General features: G+C 61.7%; 20 protein-coding genes. 1 reads left to right on the forward strand and 19 read right to left on the reverse strand.

Annotated features, from left to right (window positions below; all coding sequences use genetic code 11):
• Window positions 1-221: 221 nt before the first annotated feature.
• The 9 genes from MWL89_RS08670 to lepA all read right to left on the reverse strand — a co-directional run bounded on the left by MWL89_RS08670 (window position 222) and on the right by lepA (window position 9,436).
• Entirely contained in the window at window positions 222-1,532 is a 1,311-nt protein-coding gene (locus tag MWL89_RS08670) for a MiaB/RimO family radical SAM methylthiotransferase (protein WP_244385739.1), read from the reverse strand.
• Window positions 1,529-2,311, reverse strand: coding sequence for an RsmE family RNA methyltransferase (locus tag MWL89_RS08675; protein ID WP_244385740.1), 783 nt, complete (start codon window positions 2,309-2,311; stop codon window positions 1,529-1,531). The genes MWL89_RS08670 and MWL89_RS08675 overlap by 4 nt, the downstream gene beginning before the upstream one ends.
• 12 nt (window positions 2,312-2,323) lie before the next feature.
• Window positions 2,324-3,445 carry a molecular chaperone DnaJ gene (dnaJ, locus tag MWL89_RS08680; RefSeq protein ID WP_244385741.1) on the reverse strand — a complete coding sequence of 374 codons (1,122 nt, stop codon included), beginning with the start codon at window positions 3,443-3,445 and terminating at the stop codon, window positions 2,324-2,326.
• Window positions 3,446-3,473: 28 nt separating this feature from the next.
• Complete coding sequence (hrcA, locus tag MWL89_RS08685; protein WP_244385742.1) at window positions 3,474-4,481, reverse strand: heat-inducible transcriptional repressor HrcA; 1,008 nt, start codon at window positions 4,479-4,481, stop codon at window positions 3,474-3,476.
• A gap of 167 nt (window positions 4,482-4,648) precedes the next feature.
• On the reverse strand, window positions 4,649-5,758 hold the full coding sequence (hemW, locus tag MWL89_RS08690; RefSeq protein ID WP_102378056.1) for a radical SAM family heme chaperone HemW: 1,110 nt from the start codon (window positions 5,756-5,758) through the stop codon (window positions 4,649-4,651).
• Window positions 5,742-6,752: a tRNA dihydrouridine synthase DusB gene (gene dusB / locus MWL89_RS08695; RefSeq protein ID WP_244385743.1), complete on the reverse strand. Its 1,011-nt coding sequence runs from the start codon at window positions 6,750-6,752 to the stop codon at window positions 5,742-5,744. Before dusB ends, hemW begins: the two co-directional genes overlap by 17 nt.
• Before the next feature lie 14 nt (window positions 6,753-6,766).
• Window positions 6,767-7,303, reverse strand: a complete 537-nt coding sequence (locus tag MWL89_RS08700) for a nitroreductase family protein (protein ID WP_244385744.1) — start codon at window positions 7,301-7,303, stop codon at window positions 6,767-6,769.
• A 61-nt stretch (window positions 7,304-7,364) separates the two neighbouring features.
• Complete coding sequence (locus tag MWL89_RS08705; RefSeq protein ID WP_102378054.1) at window positions 7,365-7,556, reverse strand: hypothetical protein; 192 nt, start codon at window positions 7,554-7,556, stop codon at window positions 7,365-7,367.
• A 74-nt stretch (window positions 7,557-7,630) separates the two neighbouring features.
• On the reverse strand, window positions 7,631-9,436 hold the full coding sequence (gene lepA, locus MWL89_RS08710; protein ID WP_102378053.1) for a translation elongation factor 4: 1,806 nt from the start codon (window positions 9,434-9,436) through the stop codon (window positions 7,631-7,633).
• Between the two features lie 545 nt (window positions 9,437-9,981).
• Here lepA and rpsT point away from each other — a divergent pair.
• Complete coding sequence (gene rpsT, locus MWL89_RS08715; protein WP_244385745.1) at window positions 9,982-10,476, forward strand: 30S ribosomal protein S20; 495 nt, start codon at window positions 9,982-9,984, stop codon at window positions 10,474-10,476.
• Window positions 10,477-10,628: 152 nt separating this feature from the next.
• On the opposite strand, the gene holA is transcribed toward rpsT, so the two are convergent.
• The 10 genes from holA to MWL89_RS08765 all read right to left on the reverse strand — a co-directional run bounded on the left by holA (window position 10,629) and on the right by MWL89_RS08765 (window position 20,410).
• Window positions 10,629-11,600: a DNA polymerase III subunit delta gene (gene holA, locus MWL89_RS08720; protein ID WP_244385746.1), complete on the reverse strand. Its 972-nt coding sequence runs from the start codon at window positions 11,598-11,600 to the stop codon at window positions 10,629-10,631.
• Window positions 11,601-11,609: 9 nt separating this feature from the next.
• Window positions 11,610-13,991: a ComEC/Rec2 family competence protein gene (locus tag MWL89_RS08725; RefSeq protein ID WP_244385747.1), complete on the reverse strand. Its 2,382-nt coding sequence runs from the start codon at window positions 13,989-13,991 to the stop codon at window positions 11,610-11,612.
• Complete coding sequence (locus tag MWL89_RS08730) at window positions 13,988-14,701, reverse strand: ComEA family DNA-binding protein (RefSeq protein ID WP_244385748.1); 714 nt, start codon at window positions 14,699-14,701, stop codon at window positions 13,988-13,990. The genes MWL89_RS08725 and MWL89_RS08730 overlap by 4 nt, the downstream gene beginning before the upstream one ends.
• 388 nt (window positions 14,702-15,089) lie before the next feature.
• Window positions 15,090-16,379 carry a tRNA uracil 4-sulfurtransferase ThiI gene (gene thiI, locus MWL89_RS08735; protein ID WP_102378048.1) on the reverse strand — a complete coding sequence of 430 codons (1,290 nt, stop codon included), beginning with the start codon at window positions 16,377-16,379 and terminating at the stop codon, window positions 15,090-15,092.
• 68 nt (window positions 16,380-16,447) lie between these two features.
• The gene (locus tag MWL89_RS08740) at window positions 16,448-16,708 is read right to left on the reverse strand and encodes a DNA-directed RNA polymerase subunit omega (RefSeq protein ID WP_102378047.1); all 261 of its coding nucleotides are present in this window, start codon (window positions 16,706-16,708) and stop codon (window positions 16,448-16,450) included.
• A 14-nt stretch (window positions 16,709-16,722) separates the two neighbouring features.
• Complete coding sequence (gene gmk / locus MWL89_RS08745; protein ID WP_244385750.1) at window positions 16,723-17,289, reverse strand: guanylate kinase; 567 nt, start codon at window positions 17,287-17,289, stop codon at window positions 16,723-16,725.
• Window positions 17,290-17,299: 10 nt separating this feature from the next.
• The gene (mihF, locus tag MWL89_RS08750; RefSeq protein WP_102378045.1) at window positions 17,300-17,608 is read right to left on the reverse strand and encodes an integration host factor, actinobacterial type; all 309 of its coding nucleotides are present in this window, start codon (window positions 17,606-17,608) and stop codon (window positions 17,300-17,302) included.
• A gap of 377 nt (window positions 17,609-17,985) precedes the next feature.
• The gene (pyrF, locus tag MWL89_RS08755; RefSeq protein ID WP_244385751.1) at window positions 17,986-18,711 is read right to left on the reverse strand and encodes an orotidine-5'-phosphate decarboxylase; all 726 of its coding nucleotides are present in this window, start codon (window positions 18,709-18,711) and stop codon (window positions 17,986-17,988) included.
• Window positions 18,705-19,616, reverse strand: a complete 912-nt coding sequence (locus tag MWL89_RS08760; protein WP_244385752.1) for a dihydroorotate dehydrogenase — start codon at window positions 19,614-19,616, stop codon at window positions 18,705-18,707. Before MWL89_RS08760 ends, pyrF begins: the two co-directional genes overlap by 7 nt.
• Window positions 19,613-20,410 (reverse strand): dihydroorotate dehydrogenase electron transfer subunit, encoded by a 798-nt coding sequence (locus MWL89_RS08765; protein WP_244385753.1) that lies wholly within the window; start codon window positions 20,408-20,410, stop codon window positions 19,613-19,615. The genes MWL89_RS08760 and MWL89_RS08765 overlap by 4 nt, the downstream gene beginning before the upstream one ends.
• Window positions 20,411-20,600 lie beyond the last annotated feature (190 nt).

The following is a 20,600-nucleotide window of genomic DNA, read 5'->3' on the forward strand; positions in this document are numbered from 1 at the left end:
CCCTACGTTTTCGCCAATCTGGCAATGCTAAGTATTTTTATTATATTAAACCATTCGTTGAGGGCAATCCACAGATTTCGACAAAAGAGTTGGACCGTTATCTCATCGTTTGTTTTCGTCGGGGGCATGTGCGCACGACCGACCGAAGCACCTGCGCGCGTGTTCGGCCGAAACGGTTTCTCAAGCAATCCAGGATGCGGCCGAAAGCTTCGCGCAATCCGTCAGGGAAGCCGAAGCTCGACAAGCTCGCCTGGCGATAGCTCGGCGGCAACGTCGATCTCGAAATAGCTCTCAGTCATGCCCTTGCCGTTCGTTTCGACGAGCACGCATTCGACGGATCCTCGCCGAACCTCGTATGCGGCGTTTCGCAAGCGGTCGCCGAGCTCGGACAACGCCGCCGCACGGAGCGCCTTCACGTTCGGGGGAACCTGATCGCTCCTGATCGCTGCAGGGGTTCCCTCCCGTTTCGAATACGGGAACACGTGGATCTTCGAGAACCGGCAACGCCGCGCCATGGCGAGGGTCTCCGCAAAGTCGTCGTCGCTTTCGCCGGGGAACCCGACGATGATGTCGGTCGAAAGGGAAAGCGACGGCATGGCCGCGTACAAACGGTCCACGAGATCGACATACCGCTCGGCCGAATACGGACGCGCCATCTCCCGCAGAACGCGGGAGCTGCCCGCCTGCAGAGGCAGGTGAAGGTGACGGGCGATCCTGCCGTCCGACCGCGCCATCAAATCGATCAGCCGCTCTGAAACGTCGCGTGGTTCAATGCTCGATATGCGGATGCGTGCTTCGCTCGACGCCCCGAGCAGCCTTTCGAGCAGGTCAGCCAAATCAAGGCCTTCTTCGCGATAGGTTCCGATGTTGATGCCCGAAAGCACGATCTCCCGAACCCCCGCCTCGGTATAGCGCCGATACTCTTCGACCACCTCGTCGGCAGGACGGCTCCAAGCCCTTCCCCGCGCAACGTGCACGATGCAGTACGTACAGGCGTTGTCGCACCCGTCCTGGACCTTGATCCCCACACGCGTCGGGAACCCTCTTCCAACGCGCAGAACCGAGATCGGGTCTTCGCCCCGCCCGTCGACGCGCGGCGGCATGGCGCGAAAACTGCTCCGAAGAGGCGGGATGAGCTCCATCAGCCTATCGGCTTGCCGCGTCGCTTCGGCGAGCTCGCGCTTCCCCGCGACAACCACCCTCCCGTCGAGCGCGCGAAACGCTTCGGCGTCGATAGCGGCCGCACACCCCGTTACCACCACGGAAGCCCGAGGATGTTCGCGCAGCGCGCGTCGAACGGCCTTCCTCGTTTTCTTTTCCGCCTCGCCGGTAACGGTGCAGGTGTTCACGATGACGAGATCGGCACCCGTGCTTTCGCCGAGCAAGCCGCCTCCGGAGGCTTCGGCCGCGTGGCCCCCCTCGCCATGACGGCGACTCCACGGCTCCATGCCGAGCTTTTCGAGGGAAACGGCCAGATCGTCCGATTCGACCCGATTCACCTTGCACCCGAGGTTGACAATCGAGTACCTCACTGAAGGCCGCCGAGTTCGTACAGCACGAGAGCGGGCGCGATGAGCCCGGCGGTTTCCGTTCTGAGGATGGAGGCGCCGAGGCTGACCGTAGACGCGAATCGGTTTTCACCGCAGATCGCTTTCACCTCGGTTTCGCAAAGGCCGCCTTCCGGTCCGACGACCACGAGCACGCGAGCGCCTTCGGGTCCAAGGGTCCGCCCCCTCATCGCCTCGCAGAGAGCGCGGCGAATCGAGGTGCTTCGCTCCTCCTCCCAGCAGACGAGCACGGCTGTCGCATTCCCCGCCATCTCGCGCACGCCAGCAAGGCCCGTCGGCTCCAAGACCTCGGGGACGCGCGTCTGACCCGACTGCATGGCAGCGCTCTTCGCGATGGTGCGCCAGCGAGCCGTACGCGATGCGGCCTTCTTCGCATCGAGCTTCACGATGGAGCGCTCGCAGGAAAACGGAACGAATCCCGCTACACCGATCTCGGTCGCGTGGCGGATGATCCCGTCCATCTTATCGCCTTTCGCGATCCCCTGAACGAGCACCACCGTCGCCCCGTTGCTTTCACTCTCGATTTTCTGCGCGATGCGCACGCAGCACGCATCGCGGTCGAACGAGACGATCTCGCATTCGAAGTAGTCCTGCGCAGCGTCGATCACGGCAATGTGCTCACCGGGTGCGAGCCTGAGCACCCGCGCATGCTTCGCGTCGTCTTCGGCGAGGCGCAAGAGGAATACCTCGTCCGCCTCGTCCGCGAGAACCTGGTTGTCGAGATAGAAATGAGGAAGCGACATGCGCGTTCGCCTTTAGTTGAACACGTCGCGAAGCTTCTGGAGCGGTGTGCGCTCCTCGGCCACGTCGTCGCCCATCTCCTCGGCGAGCTTTTCGAGCAGCTCCCGCTGCTTCTTCGTCACTTTCTTGGGGATCACCACGTTGACATGCACGTACATATCGCCGCGGTTATCGCTCTTGAAGCGCGGCATGCCGAACCCGCGTACGCGGACCACCTGCTCGTTCTGGCACCCCTCGGGAATGCGCACCTTGACGACCTCGTCGTCGAAGATGCCGTCTATTTCGATTTCCGCTCCGAGCGTCGCCTGCACGATGGATATGTTCGCTCGGGCATGGAGGTTGTCGCCCTCGCGCTCGAAGAACTCGTGGGGTTGGATGCGGCAGGTGACGATGAGGTCTCCCGCCACAGCTCCCTGCATGCCCGCCTCCCCGAATCCGGATATGCGCAGCTGTTGGCTGTCGCGTATGCCCACGGGAACCTCGACGGTGACGCGTTGCCGATCGGGAACGCGCCCCTGGCCCTCGCACTCGGGGCAGGGGTTGTCGATGGTGGTGCCGGTGCCCCCGCAGGTCTTGCAGGTTTGCGCGGTCTGCATGTCGCCCAAGAACGTATGCTGCACGGTGACGACGCGGCCCCTGCCCTGGCAATCGGGACACGTAACCTCTTTGCCGTCGGGTCCGAGACCCGTTCCGTCGCAATCGGGACAGGGCGCCAAACGGTCGTAGACGATCTCCTTCTTAGCACCGGCGGCCACCTCTTCGAGCGTCAGCCTGAGACCCACGCCCATATCGCGGCCCTCTTTGCGCGTGACGGCATGGTTTCCGGCACCGCCGAAGAACGAGCTAAAAAGATCCCCCATGCCGAAGCCTCCGCCGAACAGGTCCTCGAAATCGACGTACTGGGATCCGCCGCCTGCCGCGCCGGGAATCGTCCCGAACCTATCGTATTGGGCCCGCTTGTTCGGATCGCTCAAGACATCGTATGCCTCGTTGAGCTCCTTGAAACGGTCCTCTGCGTCGGGAGCCTTGTTCACATCGGGGTGAAGCTCCCTCGCCTGTTTGCGGAACGCTTTCTTGATCTCGTCTTCGCTGGCGTTTTTCGAGACGCCGAGCACCTCGTAGAGGTCTTTGGCCATTGCTCGGATACCTTTCTACAATCTACAATCAGCTGTCCTGCAACGCGCTCTGCGCGAGCCTGACCGCTTTGATGACCTTTGAATAATCCATGCGCGTCGGTCCGATCACCGCAACGACGCCTGCAGCCTCGCCGCGACCGTACTGGGTTGCAACGACCGAAACGCCGGAAAGAGCCTCGTCGTTGTTCTCGTGCCCGATCCGCACGATCGGCCCGATACCCGCCGTCGCATCGTCGAACACGTGAAGCAGCACCGCGTCGTCTTCGAGGATCTGCATGATGGGAAGGAGCGCTTGGGCGTGGCTGAACTCGGGTTGTCGCAAGAGCGTGCTCACGCCGATGCGATGGGCGCGCCCCGTATCGCTTTCCTGCAGGCAGTACATGACCTCTTCGAGCACGAGCCTCACCAGCGGATCGCCCAACGCCTCGGCCGCCTCGAGATCGATGCGATCCCTGACCTCCGTAAGCGATCTTCCCGCGAATACGTCGTTCAAGAGGTTCTGCACGGCTGCCAGATCGTCGGAGGAGACTTCTTCCGAGAACTCGACGGAGCGGTTGAGAACCTGGCCGTCCTCGGTTACGAGCACCACCAAAGCACGATGGACCGAAAGCGAGATGAGCGAAATCTGGCGGATGCGCAGAGCGAGCACCGAAGGCGCTAAAACGATGGAGAGGCAATCGGTCAAACGCGTCAGCGCAACCGATGTGCGCTCGATCAGATCGTCGAGCTCGCTTGCGTTCCTCTTCAGCTCCTCGACCGTATCGCTGTAGGGAAGCTCATCGGTTGCAAGCCCGCTTTCGAGCAGCTCGTCGACGAACGCACGATACCCGACGTCGGTCGGAATGCGCCCTGCCGACGTGTGGGGCTGCACGATATAACCGGCGTCTTCGAGCACCGAAAGCTCGTTGCGCACCGTTGCAGGACTCACGCCCAGCTTGTACCTCTCGACAAGCGTGCGCGATCCGACCGGGAGCGCCCGGGCAACGTATTCTTCGATAAGAGCGCTCAAAACCCGTTGCCGTCTGTCAGAGAGCACCGCTCGCCTTCCTTCCGTTCGATCCCATACGAAGCCAACCACGTATTTTAGCAGCCTCGCCCAAGGAGTGCTAATCATTCTTGTGTTTTATCGGTATCTTGACGTAAGCACCACAGAGACGGTCCCTACGGTCGGGAGCCGATCGCCGCCCGCAACGGACCGGCGGCTTACGGAGCCATATCGAAGATGCGCCCGTACAACTCGTTGCCGCACAGCCACCCCATAACCGTGGGAAGGTAGCGCCCTTCGCGGCGTTCGGCGAGCCCCGCCTCGACAAGCCCGCGGAAAACGGTCAACGACTCGGGCAGCAGAAGCGCCGCAGCCCCAACCTGCTCGTCGCTCACCCCTTGCACCATGCGCATGCCGAGCATGAGGTCCTCGGCGCACATCTGCCTCCTGTCGAGATCGTCGATGACCTGCCCATCCTGAACGCGCATGCGCCGCGCTTCGTTCTGGGTCATGGTGACGGCCGACGTGCCGAAGCCGAGATAGGGCTTCCCCGTCCAATAGGCGATGTTGTGGCGGCATTCGAATCCGGGTTTCGCGTAGCTTGCGACCTCGTAGCGCGCATAGCCTGCCGGATCGAGTACGCGCAGCGCGGTTTCCATCATGATAGCCTGCACGTCTTCAACCGGCGCTTCGAGAGCGCCCGACTCCACGAGGGTTTCGAGCAGCGTGTTCTCTTCGACCGTCAGCGGGTACACGCTCACATGGGCAACGCCCGCTTCGATGGCGCACGCCAGATCCGCCGCGAAACTCTCGTGGCTCTGCCCGGGAATTCCGCACATGAGATCGATGCTCACGTTCTCGAACCGCGTCTGAGCGCAGGCGATGGCCCGCTTCGCGGTTTCCGCATCGTGTACGCGCCCGAGCTTCCTCAGCAGATCGTCGTCGAAGCTCTGCACGCCGATCGAGAGCCTGTTCACCCCGAGCGCCCACAGGTCCTTCACCATGGGCTCGGTCAGGCTCTCGGGGTTCGCCTCCATCGTGCACTCCACCTCGGGCGTCAGATGTAGCGAGGTCGAAAGCGTGTACAGGAGCTTCGAGAGGTTGCCCATGCCGATATGGCTCGGCGTTCCGCCCCCGATGTATACGGTCTCGATGCTGCCGAGCTTTCCCTCGCGCGAAGCGCGCCTGATCTCGAGCACGAGCTCGTCAACGTAGTCGGCGATCGCGGGATCGTCGCAATCCGCAGCCCGCGTTGCGAAATCGCAGTACGCGCACCGCTGCTTGCAAAATGGGATATGCAGGTAGAGCGCCTTATACGGGTCGTACATGGTCTTCGCATCCCTTCTCGATCGCCAGCCGCAGCGCTTCGAGTACGCGATCGAAATCCGCAAGCGTTTGGCAGGAATTGATCTCCTTGCGGGCAACCGACGCGTGCGGAAGCCCTGCTAGGTACCACATGGCGTGCTTTCTCATGCGCACGATGTTCTTTCCGCCTCGCCGATCGAGCAGATCGGCGTGACGATGGGCCATGGCGAGCCGATCTTCCCAGCTCGGTGCCTTCGGCCGATCGGAGCCCGCCAGCGCAGCTTTCACGTCGGCGAACACCCAGGGGTTTCCCTCAGCGCCTCGGGCGACCATCACCGCATCGCAGCAGGTCTTCTTCACCATAGCGAGCGCGTCGTCGCCGCTTCTCACGTCGCCGTTTCCGATGACGGGAATCGCTACGGCGCGCTTCACTTCGGCAATCGTATCCCAATCGGCGCTTCCGCTGTAGTACTGCATCGCATAGCGTCCGTGCACGGCGACCGCCGCCGCACCAGCCCGCTCGGCCATGACGGCGAACGGAACCGCAAGTTCCTCGCCGACGGCGTATCCCCTCCTGAACTTGCAGGTAACCGGGACCGAAACCGCATCGACAACCCGCTCGATGATTTCGCGGGCGAGATCGGGCGTGGTCATGAGCTTGCTGCCGTCGCCTTTCGAAACGATCTTTCGGGCGGGACAGCCCATATTGATGTCGAGGTATGCGAGGCGCTCGCCCAGCTCGCCCTCGATCCATGCGGCCTCCCGGGCCATGACATCGGGTTCGTGGCCGAACAGCTGCACGGCGACGATATCCTCGCCGTCCGCCAGATCGAGCAAACGGCGCGTCTTTTCGTTCGCATACGAAAGCCCTTTGGCCGACACCATTTCGGTATAGGTGACATCGGCGCCCTGCTCGCGGCACAGGGTTCGAAACGCCGTATCGGAAACGCCCGCCATGGGGGCGAGCAATACGCGCCGCTCTTCGAAGAACGGTCTCAGGGCATCGTTCGTTTTCACGCGGTTCTCAAACCTTACGCATCGGCATCCGGACCGACCCACACCACCGGACTCGTCCTCTCGAGATGAACCGGCTCGGATGCGGCATACCCGAGAGCCGCCATTCCGTGCACCTCGTAGTCGGCCGGCACTCCGAGCGCGTCGAGGCACGCGCGCACTTCCGGCTCGTCGCAGATCCCCTGCAGCTGGTTGATCCACACGCTGCCGATGCCGAAGCTCGCCGCAGCGAGCATGATGTTCTCCATGGCGCAACCGTCGTCCTCGCGGCCGAACGGCGCGCCCTTTTTATGGGCGACGACGACAAGCGCCTGCGGGGCGTACATGGTGTAGGATTCCCGTCCCATCGCCTCGCCCATGACGCTCGCGAGCTGTGCGATTCTGCCCCGATCTTCTACGAATACGAACACCCACTCTTGCCGGTTGTTCGCCGATGGGGCGTGCTTTGCGCACAGGGCGATGGTTTCGAGCTCCTCGTGGGGTATCGGACGTTCGTCAAACGATCTGACCGAGCGCCTTTTCAAGATTGTTTCGATCGTGCCGTTCGTTTTCATGATGCAACTCCAATGCAGGCTCGGCGCTCAGCGCCGAGCCCCTCATGGCGCAGGATCCCTGCTACCCGGTGTACACGTCGCCGATGGCTCCCAAGCTTCCGATGACGACGAAGCCCAAGACCACAACGAGCACGACGACGAGGATCATCGCGACGAGAGCGATGCCCGAGCAGCCGCCTTGCGGTTTCTGGTTCTTCCGCTCGTCGAACGGATCGTCGAGCCAATCGTAGTCTTCTTTTCGATTCCTAGCCATACCAATCGCTTTTCATATCCAGTCGAACAGCTCCCGCTCGAGCCGCAACTTCCAGTTTACCCGAACACGGCCCCCTAGTCGTCCACCTTCAGAATAGCCATAAAAGCCTCTTGCGGAACCTCCACATTGCCGATGTTCTTCATGCGCTTCTTTCCGGCTTTCTGCTTTTCGAGCAGCTTGCGCTTGCGGGAGATGTCGCCGCCGTAGCACTTTGCGAGCACATCCTTGCGCTTCGCCTTCACCGTCTCGCGCGCAAGCACCCTGCCTCCGATAGCGGCCTGAATCGGAACTTCGAACATCTGGCGCGGAATGATCTCCTTGAGTCGTTCGGTGAGGATGCGTCCGCGATCGTAAGCCTTGTCCCGGTGCACGATGAACGAAAGCGCATCGATCGGCTTGCCCGAAAGCAGGATGTCGAGCTTCACGAGCTTCGAGGGCTTATAGCCGTCGAACTCGTAATCGAGACTCGCGTATCCCTTCGTGTTCGACTTGAGCTTGTCGAAGTAATCCATGATGAGTTCGGAAAGCGGTATCTCCCACAGCATCTCGACCGTTGTCGTCGACAGGTAGTTCATCGTGACGAACGTACCGCGGCGCGCCACCGTCAAATCCATGACCGCGCCCACGTAGTCGGGCGGGATGAGTATCTTCGCCTTGAGGTACGGCTCTTCGATCCGCTCGATCTCGCCCGGATCCGGCATCTCCTGCGGCGAATGGAGCGAGATCATCTCGCCGCCCTGCCTGTACACGTGGTACTCGACCGAGGGCGCCGTCGCAAGAAGATCGAGGCCGAACTCGCGCTCCAAGCGCTCCTTGATGACCTCCATGTGTAAAAGCCCCAAAAAGCCCACGCGGAAGCCGAAGCCGAGCGCGTGCGATTTCTCGGGTTCCCAGATAAGCGCCGGATCGTTGAGCGAAAGCTTCTCGAGCGCCTCCTTGAGCGGTTCGTACTGGTCGCCCTCGATGGGAAACAGACCCGTGAACACCATCGGCTTCACTTCGCGATAGCCCGGAAGCGGTTCGCTCACGCCGCCCGCCGCGTTCGTGATGGTATCGCCCACCTTTACATGGGAAACGTCTTTAAGCCCCGTCACGAGATAGCCCACCTCGCCCACCGAAAGCTCGGGCATAGGGGTTTCGGCGGGACGCCGGGCGCCGACCTCTTCAACGAGCGCATCGATGCCGGTTGCCATCATGTGGATGCGATCGCCCTTCTTCATGGACCCGTCCACCACGCGCACGAGCGCCACAACGCCCCGGTACGCATCGAAGTACGAATCGAAGATGAGGGCGCGCAGCGGCGCGGACGGATCGCCCTCGGGAGCGGGGATGTCGTACACGACCGCTTCGAGGAGGTCGTGCACGCCTGCGCCCGTTTTGCCGCTCGCGAGCACCGCATCGTCGGCGGGTATGGCGAGACCGTCTTCGATCTCCTGCTTCACCCGCTCGGGCTCCGCTGCGGGAAGGTCGATCTTGTTGATGAGCGGGATGATCTCCAGATCGGCATTCATGGCCATCATCGCGTTGGCAACCGTCTGGGCCTCGACGCCCTGGGTCGCATCGACGACGAGCACCGCGCCCTCGCAGGCCGCAAGCGAACGCGACACCTCGTAGGTGAAATCGACATGGCCGGGCGTGTCGATGAGGTTGAACTGGTAAAGCTCGCCGTCATCGGCGCGGTAGTCGACGCGAACGGCTTGGCTCTTGATCGTGATGCCGCGTTCGCGTTCGATATCCATCGAGTCGAGGACCTGTTCCTTCATGTCGCGCGACGAAACCGTACCCGTCAACTCGAGGATGCGATCGGAGAGCGTCGATTTTCCGTGATCGATGTGCGCGATGATCGAAAAATTACGGATGTATTTCGGGTCTTGGGTCATAACCTGTCTTTCGTGCATGAGCAAGCCGGATGGGCGCATGCCCGCCGCGGCGCGGTTTTCGGTGGCTTTCTATGATAGCCGAGGATCGCCTGCCCGCAAGAGAGCGGTTTGCATGTGCGTCGGTTTTCCCGAATTCCCTTGCAGCTTTCCATCGGCTTTCCGACGATCGGGCGGAAATGCGTAGTTTCGGTAAATTCTCCCTCGAAACGCCCTGAACGTTTGCTATTCTATCTCATTGTGTATTCAGCGATACGTTCGCGCGGTAACCGATACCGCCGAATCCGCAGACGTGGCTGCATTGAGGATTCGTCTCGCTGGTTGACCGATTGGTCCGAGAAACGTGAAAATCCCGCCGTTTCTCACGCATCGCAGGTTGGGCATGCGCTTTCATGCATGGGCATGATCCGTTTTCGGATCCTCTTGCGAGGCAATCGGCAATATCGGCGATCGCACGCGGCAGAAGCCCCGCGATCGGAACGCTGGATACAGGAAGTCGATTGATTTCGCAAGATACAAGCTCGTGATTCATTGGAGGAACTACCTACATGGCTAACATCAAAAGTCAGAAGAAGCGCATCAAGACCAACGAGAAGGCTCGCCTGCGCAACCGCTCTGTCCGCTCCGAACTCAAAACCGCTACCCGCGCAGTCCAGAACGCTGTCGCCGCAGGCAACGGCGCCGAGGCCTATGCTGCAGCCCTCGCTGCTTGCCGTCTGATGGACAAGGCCGTCTCCAAGGGCGTCATCCATAAGCGCCAGGCCGCAAACCGTAAGAGCGGCATCATGCTTCTGGCGAACACGGTTGTAACCCCCGAGGACATCGCTGCCTACAAGCCGGTCGAGAAGAAGAAGGCCGAAGTCAAGGGCGGATCCAAGAAGGCCGCCGCGAAAGCCGAGAAGAAGAAGGCTCTAGAGGCTGCTGCAAAGGAGAAGGCGAAGCGTCGCGCCGAGACCGAGAAGGCCCAGAAGGCCGCCGCGAAGAAGAAGGCCGAAGCCGAAGCTGCGGCTGCCGCAGAGTCCTCCGAAGAAGCTGCCGAATAACTAACGCATGATCGAACCATTCGGGTTCGTCCGCATATCAAGTGAGAAAAGGCCCGAAAGGGCCTTTTCTCATGGTTGCCGTATTCGAGCTCCGCCAACACGCGATGACGAGCGCTGGCGCCCACCGACGATCGCCGTTGCGGGCCAAGCGTCTAGCCGCGTCTTGTTACGGCAAGCACCCAATCGAGGAACGCGTCGTTGGGGTCGGTGCCGCTCTTCATGGCACGCTCGGTATCCCGGGCTCCGATAAGGGCCCCGCGCAACTCTTCGGCCGTATACGACCGAGCCCATGCCACGTGGTTCTTCACGCGCCAATCGGGCATCTTGAGCGTTGCGGCGAGGCTCCGCTCGGCACCGCGGGCCTCCAAGGAGCGCGCGCATATGAGCTCGCGCAGCCGTGTAACGCACATGGCGAGCAGAGCGTGGGGCGAAGCGGATTCCATGCGCTGAAGGCACATTATGCACTTCTTCTGGTTGCGTGCCGCGAAAGCATCGACGAATTCCCACGGCTTGATCTCGGCGGTTCGGCTGACGAGCGATGCGATCTCGTGCTCGTTAACCGCATCGTTGCCCCGATGGGACAGCGCGATCTTCTTCAGTTCGCTATCGAGATGCACGGTGTTTTCGCCAACCAGTTCGATAAGCTTGTTGGCAGCGCCTTCGGTGATGGTAACGCCGTGCCCGACCGCGAGCGAACGAACGGTTTTCGGAAGCTCGTAGCGTTTAAGGGGCGCGCAATCGATGATAGCGGTTTTACCGAGCGCCGCCATCGCCTTGTAGAGCCGGGTGTTCTTCGCGAGCTTATCGGTGACAAGCGCCAACACTGTCGAAGCAAACGGCGATGCGAGGTATGCGACAAGCGCTTCGGCATCGGCCTTCTTGAGCTTGTCCGCCGAAGTCACGAGCACCAGACGCGCCTCGCTGGCAAACGGCATCGTGTTGCATGCCGCCACGATGTCGGCCCCCGTTGCGCGTTCGCCATCGAACGTATCCGAGTTGAACGAAAGATCGCCGAGCTTGGCGATCCTCGCCTTGAGCCGTTTGAGGACCGCCTCGCGCTTGAGTTCGTCTTCCCCGTTCACAAGGTAGGCGGGCAGCAGTACATCTTTCTTTTCAGTAGTCATACGGCTATTTTAGCGTAGCGTCTCCACCTCGAGCGCATCCGATTTCATTCTGCACACAACATCCCCCGCAACATCGGTTCGGTACACGGCGCTCCCCTCGCCCTCAAGTACAAATAGCGTTTGTGCTGCCGGGTGGCCGTAGCGGTTGCGCGCCCCCGCGCTCACAAGCGAGACCGAGGGCGAGAGCACCGAAGCCGTTTCCGCATCGATCGCGGCTTTCGAGCCGTGATGGCCGACTTTGTACAGGTCGACCTTCCCGAGCCGCCCCGCAGCTATCATTTCGTCGAGCTGCGCGTCTTCGGCATCTCCGCAGAACAAACCCGTCCACTCGCTCCTTTCGTCTCGGTCTTCATCGACCGCCATGAGCAAGCACAGGCTATCGGCGTTGCCCCCGTCGTCGACGAAGGCGTCGGGCCAGATAACGCGAAGCGCAATCGCGCCGATGCGAAGCTCGTCCCCCACCGAAAGCCCCCTTACCCCCTCAGAGCCCACGAGCGCGCCGGCTGCCGCTCTCAGCTTCGAGCACGAGGCGCACGCGCATTCGAGGAGATCGTCGGCAACGAACACGCACCCGACGCGAATAACGCCGTCGAGCGCGGCAAGCGATGCGCAATGGTCGTCGTCGGGATGGCTGATCACGACAGCGTCGAGCGAGAGCACGCCGTTGCGCGCCAAAGCCGCCAAAAGCTCGGTATCCCGATTGCCGGTATCCACAAGCACGGCGCGGCCCTCGCTGCGCACGACGAAGGCGTCCCCTTGTCCTACGTCGAGCATAACCACCTCCGTCGCACGGTTCCCGAATGCGACTCCCCCGATCGCGGCAGCCAGCACGCCGAGCGCCGCCATAAGCGCAACCGTCCGCCTCGTCGGCGGACGCGGCCACAGCAACCATGCAAGCGCAGCCGTCACGCCGCTTATCGCGAGCGCCCACCCAAGCGGCAGGTCGCAGGGAATCGATGCGACCGGCATATCGGCCATGACGCCTATGCCCTCGCAGAATCCCTGCGCCGCGCCGACGAGGGCATCGAGCAGCCAGCTGCAGGCATCGGGCAAAGCGCAGCAGACTGCGATTACGACGAGGCCTCCCCCGCAGAAAAGCGCGAAGAACGGCAAGACGTACAGATTCGCCAGAGGAGAGACGAGGGGCAGCTGCGCGAAAATCGAGGCGGAGAGGGGCATGGTGAGCGCGCCCGAGGAAACGGTAAGCGCAACGCAATCGCATAGCGCATGGGCGCGGGCCCCGGTTGCCGCGAGGCACCAGTCGCGAGCCAGAGGTCCGAACACGATGATGCCGGCGGTCGACAGCACCGACAGCGCGAACGAAACCGATACGGATACCTCGGCGGACAACGCCAGCATGAAGCATGCGCACACCGCAAGCGCCGCAAGGCCCGACGACCGTCGGCGCGCATAGACAGAGGACAGGGAAACGGCCGTCATGATCGCAGCCCTCACCCCCGAGACGGGCATCCCCGTGCAAACGAGGTACGCGAGAACGAACACCGCCTGCACGACAGCAACCGCACGCTTCGGCACGCGCATCGCCATGAGGAAAACCCCCAGCAGCATGCACACAATGGAGAGGTGGGCTCCCGAAACGGCAACGACATGAGCCAGGCCGACCGCCTTCACCTGCCGATAAAGCCCCGAAGAGTCGAGTTCGCTGCGATCGCCGAGAAGAACGGCCCGCAGAAACGCTGCGCCCTGCCCGCGGTATCCGTCGAACAGGGCGAGAGCGGATTCCCGAAACGCAACCAGGATATCCTTAAGCCCACCGGACTCGACGCGCACCAGCTCGTCCGCCGTTGCAGCGGCCGCCACCCCGAACCCGTGATAATACGCCTTCGATTCCTCGGATAGCTCCGAGAACCGCGTACGTACATCGTACACGGCACCGTAGCGCAGCAGTCCGTATTCGGTCGGATAGCGCAAACTCACCGCCACCGATCCGCCGTCGGGCATACGCAGGTCCGCAACGCAAGTGCAACCGAAATCGCCTTCCCGCGCATCGGAGGCCAACTCGAGCCGGTACGTTTCCAAAGGCAGCGATTGCAGATCGTTTGCCTGCTTGTCCAGCTCCGCGCAGCGGAGCAGCCCGCACGAAACGCCCACCATGCATCCGAGCACTAAAAGCAAGAGCGCTCGCGCCGTTTTCCGCTTGCGCGCCGCGATGAGCGCAAGCGAGCTCAAGGCAGCGAAACCTGCACCGAGTGCCGCCCCGATAGCGCATGCATGCGCCGATGCGCCCTGCGCTGCCGTGAACGAGATCGCGGATGCGGCCCACCACGAAACCGCGAGAAGGGCCATAGGCGGCATCGACATGCGCGGTGTTCGCGCATCGACGCTCCCCAACGTCCGCCCGAGTCGCTCGGCTTTCGCTCTTTCGCTCATCCGACGCAGATGAGGTCTTCGAGCTGTTCGTATTTCTTCGCGCCGATGCCCGATACGCGCTGGATATCGGCGGCGGTCGCAAACGGGCCGTTCGCCTCCCGATCGGCGACGATCTTCTCGGCGGTTGCCTTGCCGATGCCCGGCAGCTCGTCGAGCTTCGACGCGTCGGCTGCGTTGATGTTCACCTTTCCCCCGATAACCGATCCGTCCGACAACGACGCGTTTCCGGCCTTTGCCCCCGCGCCTCCGTTGGCCGATGCGGCCGCATCGGCGTCTTGGACCTCCTCGGCAGTCGGAACCTGGATCTTTTCGCCATCCGACACGGGACGTGCAAGGTTGAGCGATGACTCGGCCGCATCGTCGGCGTACCCGCCCGCAGCATCGATGGCGTCTTGGACCCGCGAGCCTTCCGGCAACGCATACATCCCAGGCTGCTCCACCGCGCCCGCAACATGCACATACAGATCGAGGGCTTCGGCATTCTCTTTTTCACCCGCCTCTTCGCCAGCGGCCCCCGCTTCGCTTTCCCCAGCTTGTTCGTCGGCCTTGACCACCTCGAACGCGCCTCCCGAAACGATGCCGAACACGCCCTGGACCAAGAGCGCGATGACGATGACGACCGCAATGCAGACTCCCACCAGCGACGATGTTTTCGCATCGGTCATATGGAGCTTCGCGCGCAACGTTTCGGCGCTTTCAACGAACGGCATAGCACCTCCCAGCTTCCTTTGGCGAAAGCATAGCAGGTGCATTGCGCAGATCGGCGCCCCCGCCTGCACCGTACCCTTGCCCGATTGCAGCTTCGGTTCTCCATGATTCCAACGCAGCCTACACGGGATCTGCGGCGCAGCGCGACACGATGCGGGATCTCAGCGATGCGGATGCTACCCCGTCAAGCGGTATCCGGGATGCAGGCCTTACGCATCCGTACGCCCCGAGCGATACGAATCCCGTATGCAGCACACGACCCTGCGTTGCACGGACAAGCGCTGCGCTCACGCATGCGGCATGAGACGGGTGCTTTGGGCAGAAGCGAGAACCGCAGAGCTCGCAAAGGGCGCTGCGGTTCTCGTTGTATGCGCTTTCGAACAGCGAGGTTTAGCGGGATCCCCCTTTTGCAGCACGCGTTTTCGGCGGCTTGTAAGCGGGGCAGCGGTAATCGCGCACCTCGGCATGCTCGACTATCTCGGCCACCCATTCGTCGATCGGAAGCGGCGCTTCCGCTTCGAGCACGCAGGCGAGCTTCGCATGCGTTTCCGGGCTACGGGGCATGAACAGCGTGCAGCAGTCGGGGGCATCCTGCGACGAGATTTCGAAGGTACCGAGCTTTTGCGCCTGGGCGATAATCTCCTGCTTATCGGTACCGATAAGGGGCCTGAACACGGGCATGCTCACCGCTGCATCGGTTGCCCCGATGTTCTCGAGGGTCTGCGATGCCACCTGCCCCAAGCTTTCGCCCGTCACGAGGGCGCCGGCCTTCTCGCGCGCCGCAAGCGCCTGCGCGACCTTGAACATGAGCCTGCGGTACATGATAACGCGAAGCCCGGGCGGCACCGACCCGGCAATCTCTCGCTGATAATCGCCGAAGGGCACGACGTACACGCGGGCGATGCATCCCGTTCTCTCGAGCACATGGGCGATGTCGTCGACCAGGTACTCGCTCGTCGAAGAGGTCTGCGGCCTTCCTGAAAAATGAACGCCGATGCAGACCGCTCCCCTTCGGGCCAACCTCCACGTTGCAACGGGCGAATCGATGCCGGAAGAAAGCAGGCACATAACGCGCCCGCTGCTGCCTACGGGCAGGCCGCCGACGCCGGGAACGCTCCGAGCGTACACGTACGCTGAACTCTGCACGACCTCGACGCATACCTTGAGGTCGGGATCCTTCATCTTGACCTTTTTTTCGGGGAACGCGTCGCATAGAAGCGATCCGACGAGCTGGTTCATCTGCATGGAATCGATTTCGAAATCGGTATGGCTTCGCCGCGCCGCAACCTTGAAGCTCTCGAACTCGCCCGCTTCGCTCATGGCGTCGACTGCGGCACGTCCTATCTCCTCGATATCGCGCTCCGTCTTGTATCCACTCGAAACACGCGCCACGCCCGGCACGCAGGCGAGCTTATCGGCGATTTCGCAGGCAACCGCATAGTCGGTCTCCTCCCGAATGAAAACGCATACGCGGCCCGAGATCTTGCGGACGGTCACAACCGGATAACCTTCGAGCATCGCTTCGACGTTCTTGAGCAACCTCAGTTCGAACGAGCTGCGATTGTGGCCTTTAAGGCCGATTTCATGGTAATGGACGAGGCATATTCGCTGAAACACGGTCGGACCCTTTCGCGCGGTGCAGTCGGATGGCTTCCGAACGATTGGGAAGCCCCAAAACATACCGAAATCCCCTGAGGCTCGCCAAGCGGCCGCCCGAGGGGATTATCACGGTTGCTATTCGGTATCGGTTAGTGGTTCTTGATGTCGATCGACTCGGGATCGTAGGAGACCTCTCCCCGTGCGATCTCGTTAAATGCCAAGCTGAGCGGCTTTTTGTCGGCCGCACGGGCGATCTCGACGGCGGTCTGCAGCTGAATCGCGCGATCGCGCTGGCCGCGCATCATGTCGTTGATATCGTGCGCGCGCTTCGATGCGAGCGAGCACAGGAGAAAACGATCGTTATCGGTCCTGTTGAGAAGCTGGTCGATCTTCGGTTCGATGATGCTCATATACCTGTAATCCTTCAGTTCGATTCGGCTTGTTCGTCGATGTAGGCGATCAGTTCAGAAGTCGCCGCATCGAGGTCGTCGTTTACCAGCCGTATATCATACTCCATTTTCTGGGAAAGCTCCAGAAGCGCGGTTTTCATTCTCTTTTCGATCACATCTTCCGATTCGGTTCCCCGCCCCCGAAGCCGCGCTTCGAGGACTTCGAGCGAGGGCGGCTCGATGAAGATGAGATGCGCTTCGGGCATCGAGGCGCGCACCTGAAAGGCGCCCTGCACGTCGATCTCGAGAATGACCTGCTCTCCTCGGGCCACATGCTCCCCTACCGTCTTGCGCGGAGTTCCGTATCGGCACCCGTGAACGTTCGCCCACTCGAGCAGCCCGTCTTCGGCTACGAGCCCGTCGAACTCCTCGTCGGATGCGAAAAAGTAATGTACGCCGTCGATCTCGCCGGGCCGGGGCGACCGCGTGGTCACCGATACCGACACCCAGGCGTCTTCGACTGCGTCCAAAAGACGGGCCACCAGCGTGCCTTTGCCGGCACCTGATGGCCCAGATATGACAAATAGATTGCCGTGGCGCATGCGACGCGGTTTAGCCGAGACGCTCCAGCAGGGCAGCCTGCTGACGCTCGCCCAGGCCGCGAAGACGGCGGCTTTCGGCGATCTGAAGCTCCTTCATGATCTTCTCTGCCTTTGCCTTACCGTACCCAGGCATGGTCTCGATGAGAGTGGAGACCTTCATGCGACCGACGACCGGATCGTCTTTCATCCCGAGAACCTTCTCGAGGGTGAGCTTTCCGGACTTCAAATCATCACGAACCTGAGCGCGCTTGATGCGAGCAGCCTTTGCCTTCTCCAAAGCAGCTTGGCGCTCTTCGGGGGTAAGCTGAGGGATAGCCATAATGTTCTCTCCTTCTTCTCCAAAAGCAATTTCGAGATAGTAGCACGCAATCAGGAATTATGCATGGCAAAACGCCTGTTTTTCTTAAAAATTCAGCGCTACAGCACAGTATTTTAGGAATACGGCTGCATATGGGCTGCTTTCGTCGCTCAACCGTTACATTATCCCCTGTACATCAGGTAAATCTAACGTATTAACTTCATATTTTCAGCAAGAATCTTCCCAGGGTCAACCAATGATTGCAACGAAACCGGGAAAGCAGCCGAAACCGCCCGTCATCGCTTTCGCTTTCAGAAAAAAACGAACAGATGTTTCACGTGAAACATCTGTTCTGATCCATGCGAATTTCCGGCGTCGATGCGCCCGCACCACCCGCCTTAAAGTTCTGCGACGATACGCTCGAATGCGGCAGCCGGATCGTCGGCTTGGGTGATCGGGCGGCCGATAACGATATGCGAAGCGCCGCCGGCAAACGCCTCTGCCGGCGTCGCCACGCGGCTTTGATCGCCCCTCTCCGAACCGGCAGGACGAACCCCGGGGGTAACGATATACGCGTCGGGTCCGAGAAGCTCCCGCAGCTCCGCAGCCTCCTGCGGCGAAGCGACCACGCCGGAGATCCCTGCGATCTTCGCCTGTTCGGCAAGCACGGCAACCTGATCGGCAACCGAACGGCTCACGCCGATTTCGCGGAGACCTTCCTCGTTCATGCTCGTAAGCACGGTAATGCCCAAAGTCACCGGAACCTCGAACCCGTACTCTTCGGCCGCCCGCTCGGCGCCCTTCTGGGCGGCACTCATCATGTCGACGCCTCCCACGGTGTGCATCGTGAGCATGTCGGCACCATTGCCCGTCGCCGACGCCGCTGCACCTTCCACCTGATGGGGAATATCGTGGAACTTCAAGTCGAGAAACACCTTGAATCCGCGCTCTTTGAGCGCGTAGACGATTGCGGGGCCGTTCGCGTAGAACAGCGTCATGCCCACCTTGAGCCACGTCGCCTTGCCCTGTAGCTTATCCGCAAGGTCGAACGCCTCATCGATTCCGCAGTCGAGCGCAACGATAACCCGCTCGCGTGTCGGAATGCTTTCGAACGAACTTAACACTGCAGTGCTCCTATCAATTCGGTAATGCTCTCTACACCCTGTTGTTCGCAATAATACTCCATGCCGGCGAGAACATCGAGCGTCGCGGTCGGGTTCATGAAATTCGCCGTACCGACCGCCACCGCCGTCGCGCCTGCCAGCATGAACTCGATCGCATCGGTTCCGGTTGAGATGCCTCCCATTCCGAGCAAGGGAATGCTCACGGCACGATGGGTCTCGTACACCATACGTAGCGCAATCGGCTTGATCGCAGGCCCCGAAAGCCCCCCGACGACACGGGCGAGCTGAGGTCGCCTCGTACGTGCGTCGATGGCCATCCCGAGTACGGTGTTGATGAGCGAGAGCGCATCGGCTCCCGACGCCTCGGCGGCGCGGGCGATCTCGGTGATGTCGGTTACGTTGGGCGTAAGCTTGACGACGAGGGGTCGCTGGGTGGCTTTACGGCAGCGCGATACGACCGCTTCGACGCTCGCCGTCTCGCATCCGATGGTCATGCCGCCAGCGTCCACGTTCGGACACGATATGTTCACTTCGTACGCATCGACCGAAGCGCCTTCAAGGGCTTCGATAACCTGCACGTACTCGTCGAAGCTATGCCCCGAGACGTTTACGATAACCGTAGCTCCCCGATCTGCCAGCCACGGCAGATCGCACTCCTTGAGATGCCCGACACCCGGATTCTGCAATCCGATCGAGTTGAGCATGCCCGAAGGGGTCTCCGCTATGCGCGGACTGGCATTGCCCTCCCAGCCGTTGAGGGACACGCCTTTTGTCGTAACGGCTCCGAGTGCGGCGACATCGACGAAATCGCCGTATTCGCGGCCTGCGGCAAACGTTCCCGACGCAACGGTGACCGGGTTTTTCATCGCGAGGCCGCCGAGGTTGACGCCCATATCCACGCTCATGCCCACACCACCTTTCCCGCATCGAATACCGGGCCGTCGACGCACGCCCGCTGCTTGCCGTCCGTCGTATCGACGACGCACGACAGGCAAGCGCCGATGCCGCACGCCATGCGGCGCTCCATCGAGAGCTCGCAGGGCACGCCCGCGCTCGCCGCCATGCCCGCCACGATCTTCATGAGCGGCTCGGGCCCGCATACGGCAAGGTAATCATAGGGATCTCCCGCTGCTGCCGCTTCATCGAGCGCCTCCTGCACGAGCGTCGTGCAGAAGCCCTCGCGGCCGAAGCTTCCATCATCGGTCGCGCAGCGCGGCGGTTCGGCTAAAAGCACCTCGTAGCGCCCCCGGCACGCAAGCGCCGTTTCGGTCTGCGCGCCGAGAACCACGTCGGTACGCACCCCTTTCGCAACGAGAGCCTCGCACAACATGAACAGGGGCGCAGCGCCCACGCCGCCCCCGACGAGGAGCGCTCGCCTCGCCTCGCCCGGCCGCCATGCGCGCCCGACGGGCCCGATGAGCTCAGCGCCCTCGTCGCCTTCCGCCAGCCGGGTCATGCGCTCGCTGCCCGCCCCCACCGCCTGATAGAGGATCTCTACGGTTCCGGCTTTCGCATCGCGTGCATAGACCGAGAACGGACGCCGCATGATGTGCGCCTCCATTCCCGGGATCTTCATATGCACGAACTGCCCCGGTTCGATGCATTGCGCAATTCCCGGCGACTCCAGGATCATGACATACAGGTTCGGACCGACGCATTCGTTTTCGAGAATGCGCACCCGTTCGTTGATGAGAGCCACGGACATCCTTCCATCCAACCGCCAGCGCACAGCGGCGAAGATCACTTATCTTTCCAATTGTAGCATCACGATAAACGAGCGGGCGTTCGACAAGACGCAGCATCAAAGAAAAGACCCAAACGGATGCACGCGCCGTAAAATCGTCCTCGCAGCAGCCTGTTCGACAAGACGGCCGGGCGCCGCCAAGAGA

This window comes from Raoultibacter timonensis (genome assembly GCF_022845715.1).
Lineage (GTDB): Bacteria > Actinomycetota > Coriobacteriia > Coriobacteriales > Eggerthellaceae > Raoultibacter > Raoultibacter timonensis.

Excerpts from the sequence above, each read along its gene's own strand:
- MWL89_RS08675 (WP_244385740.1), bottom strand. The coding sequence starts at position 2,311 with ATGTCGCTTCCTCATTTCTATCTCGACAACCAGGTTCTCGCGGACGAG.
- dnaJ (WP_244385741.1), bottom strand. The coding sequence starts at position 3,445 with ATGGCCAAAGACCTCTACGAGGTGCTCGGCGTCTCGAAAAACGCCAGC.
- hemW (WP_102378056.1), bottom strand. The coding sequence starts at position 5,758 with ATGTACGACCCGTATAAGGCGCTCTACCTGCATATCCCATTTTGCAAG.
- MWL89_RS08700 (WP_244385744.1), bottom strand. The coding sequence starts at position 7,303 with ATGAAAACGAACGGCACGATCGAAACAATCTTGAAAAGGCGCTCGGTC.
- MWL89_RS08705 (WP_102378054.1), bottom strand. The coding sequence starts at position 7,556 with ATGGCTAGGAATCGAAAAGAAGACTACGATTGGCTCGACGATCCGTTC.
- lepA (WP_102378053.1), bottom strand. The coding sequence starts at position 9,436 with ATGACCCAAGACCCGAAATACATCCGTAATTTTTCGATCATCGCGCAC.
- rpsT (WP_244385745.1), top strand. The coding sequence starts at position 9,982 with ATGGCTAACATCAAAAGTCAGAAGAAGCGCATCAAGACCAACGAGAAG.
- holA (WP_244385746.1), bottom strand. The coding sequence starts at position 11,600 with ATGACTACTGAAAAGAAAGATGTACTGCTGCCCGCCTACCTTGTGAAC.
- MWL89_RS08725 (WP_244385747.1), bottom strand. The coding sequence starts at position 13,991 with ATGAGCGAAAGAGCGAAAGCCGAGCGACTCGGGCGGACGTTGGGGAGC.
- MWL89_RS08730 (WP_244385748.1), bottom strand. The coding sequence starts at position 14,701 with ATGCCGTTCGTTGAAAGCGCCGAAACGTTGCGCGCGAAGCTCCATATG.
- thiI (WP_102378048.1), bottom strand. The coding sequence starts at position 16,379 with ATGTTTTGGGGCTTCCCAATCGTTCGGAAGCCATCCGACTGCACCGCG.
- MWL89_RS08740 (WP_102378047.1), bottom strand. The coding sequence starts at position 16,708 with ATGAGCATCATCGAACCGAAGATCGACCAGCTTCTCAACAGGACCGAT.
- gmk (WP_244385750.1), bottom strand. The coding sequence starts at position 17,289 with ATGCGCCACGGCAATCTATTTGTCATATCTGGGCCATCAGGTGCCGGC.
- mihF (WP_102378045.1), bottom strand. The coding sequence starts at position 17,608 with ATGGCTATCCCTCAGCTTACCCCCGAAGAGCGCCAAGCTGCTTTGGAG.
- MWL89_RS08760 (WP_244385752.1), bottom strand. The coding sequence starts at position 19,616 with ATGAGCGTGGATATGGGCGTCAACCTCGGCGGCCTCGCGATGAAAAAC.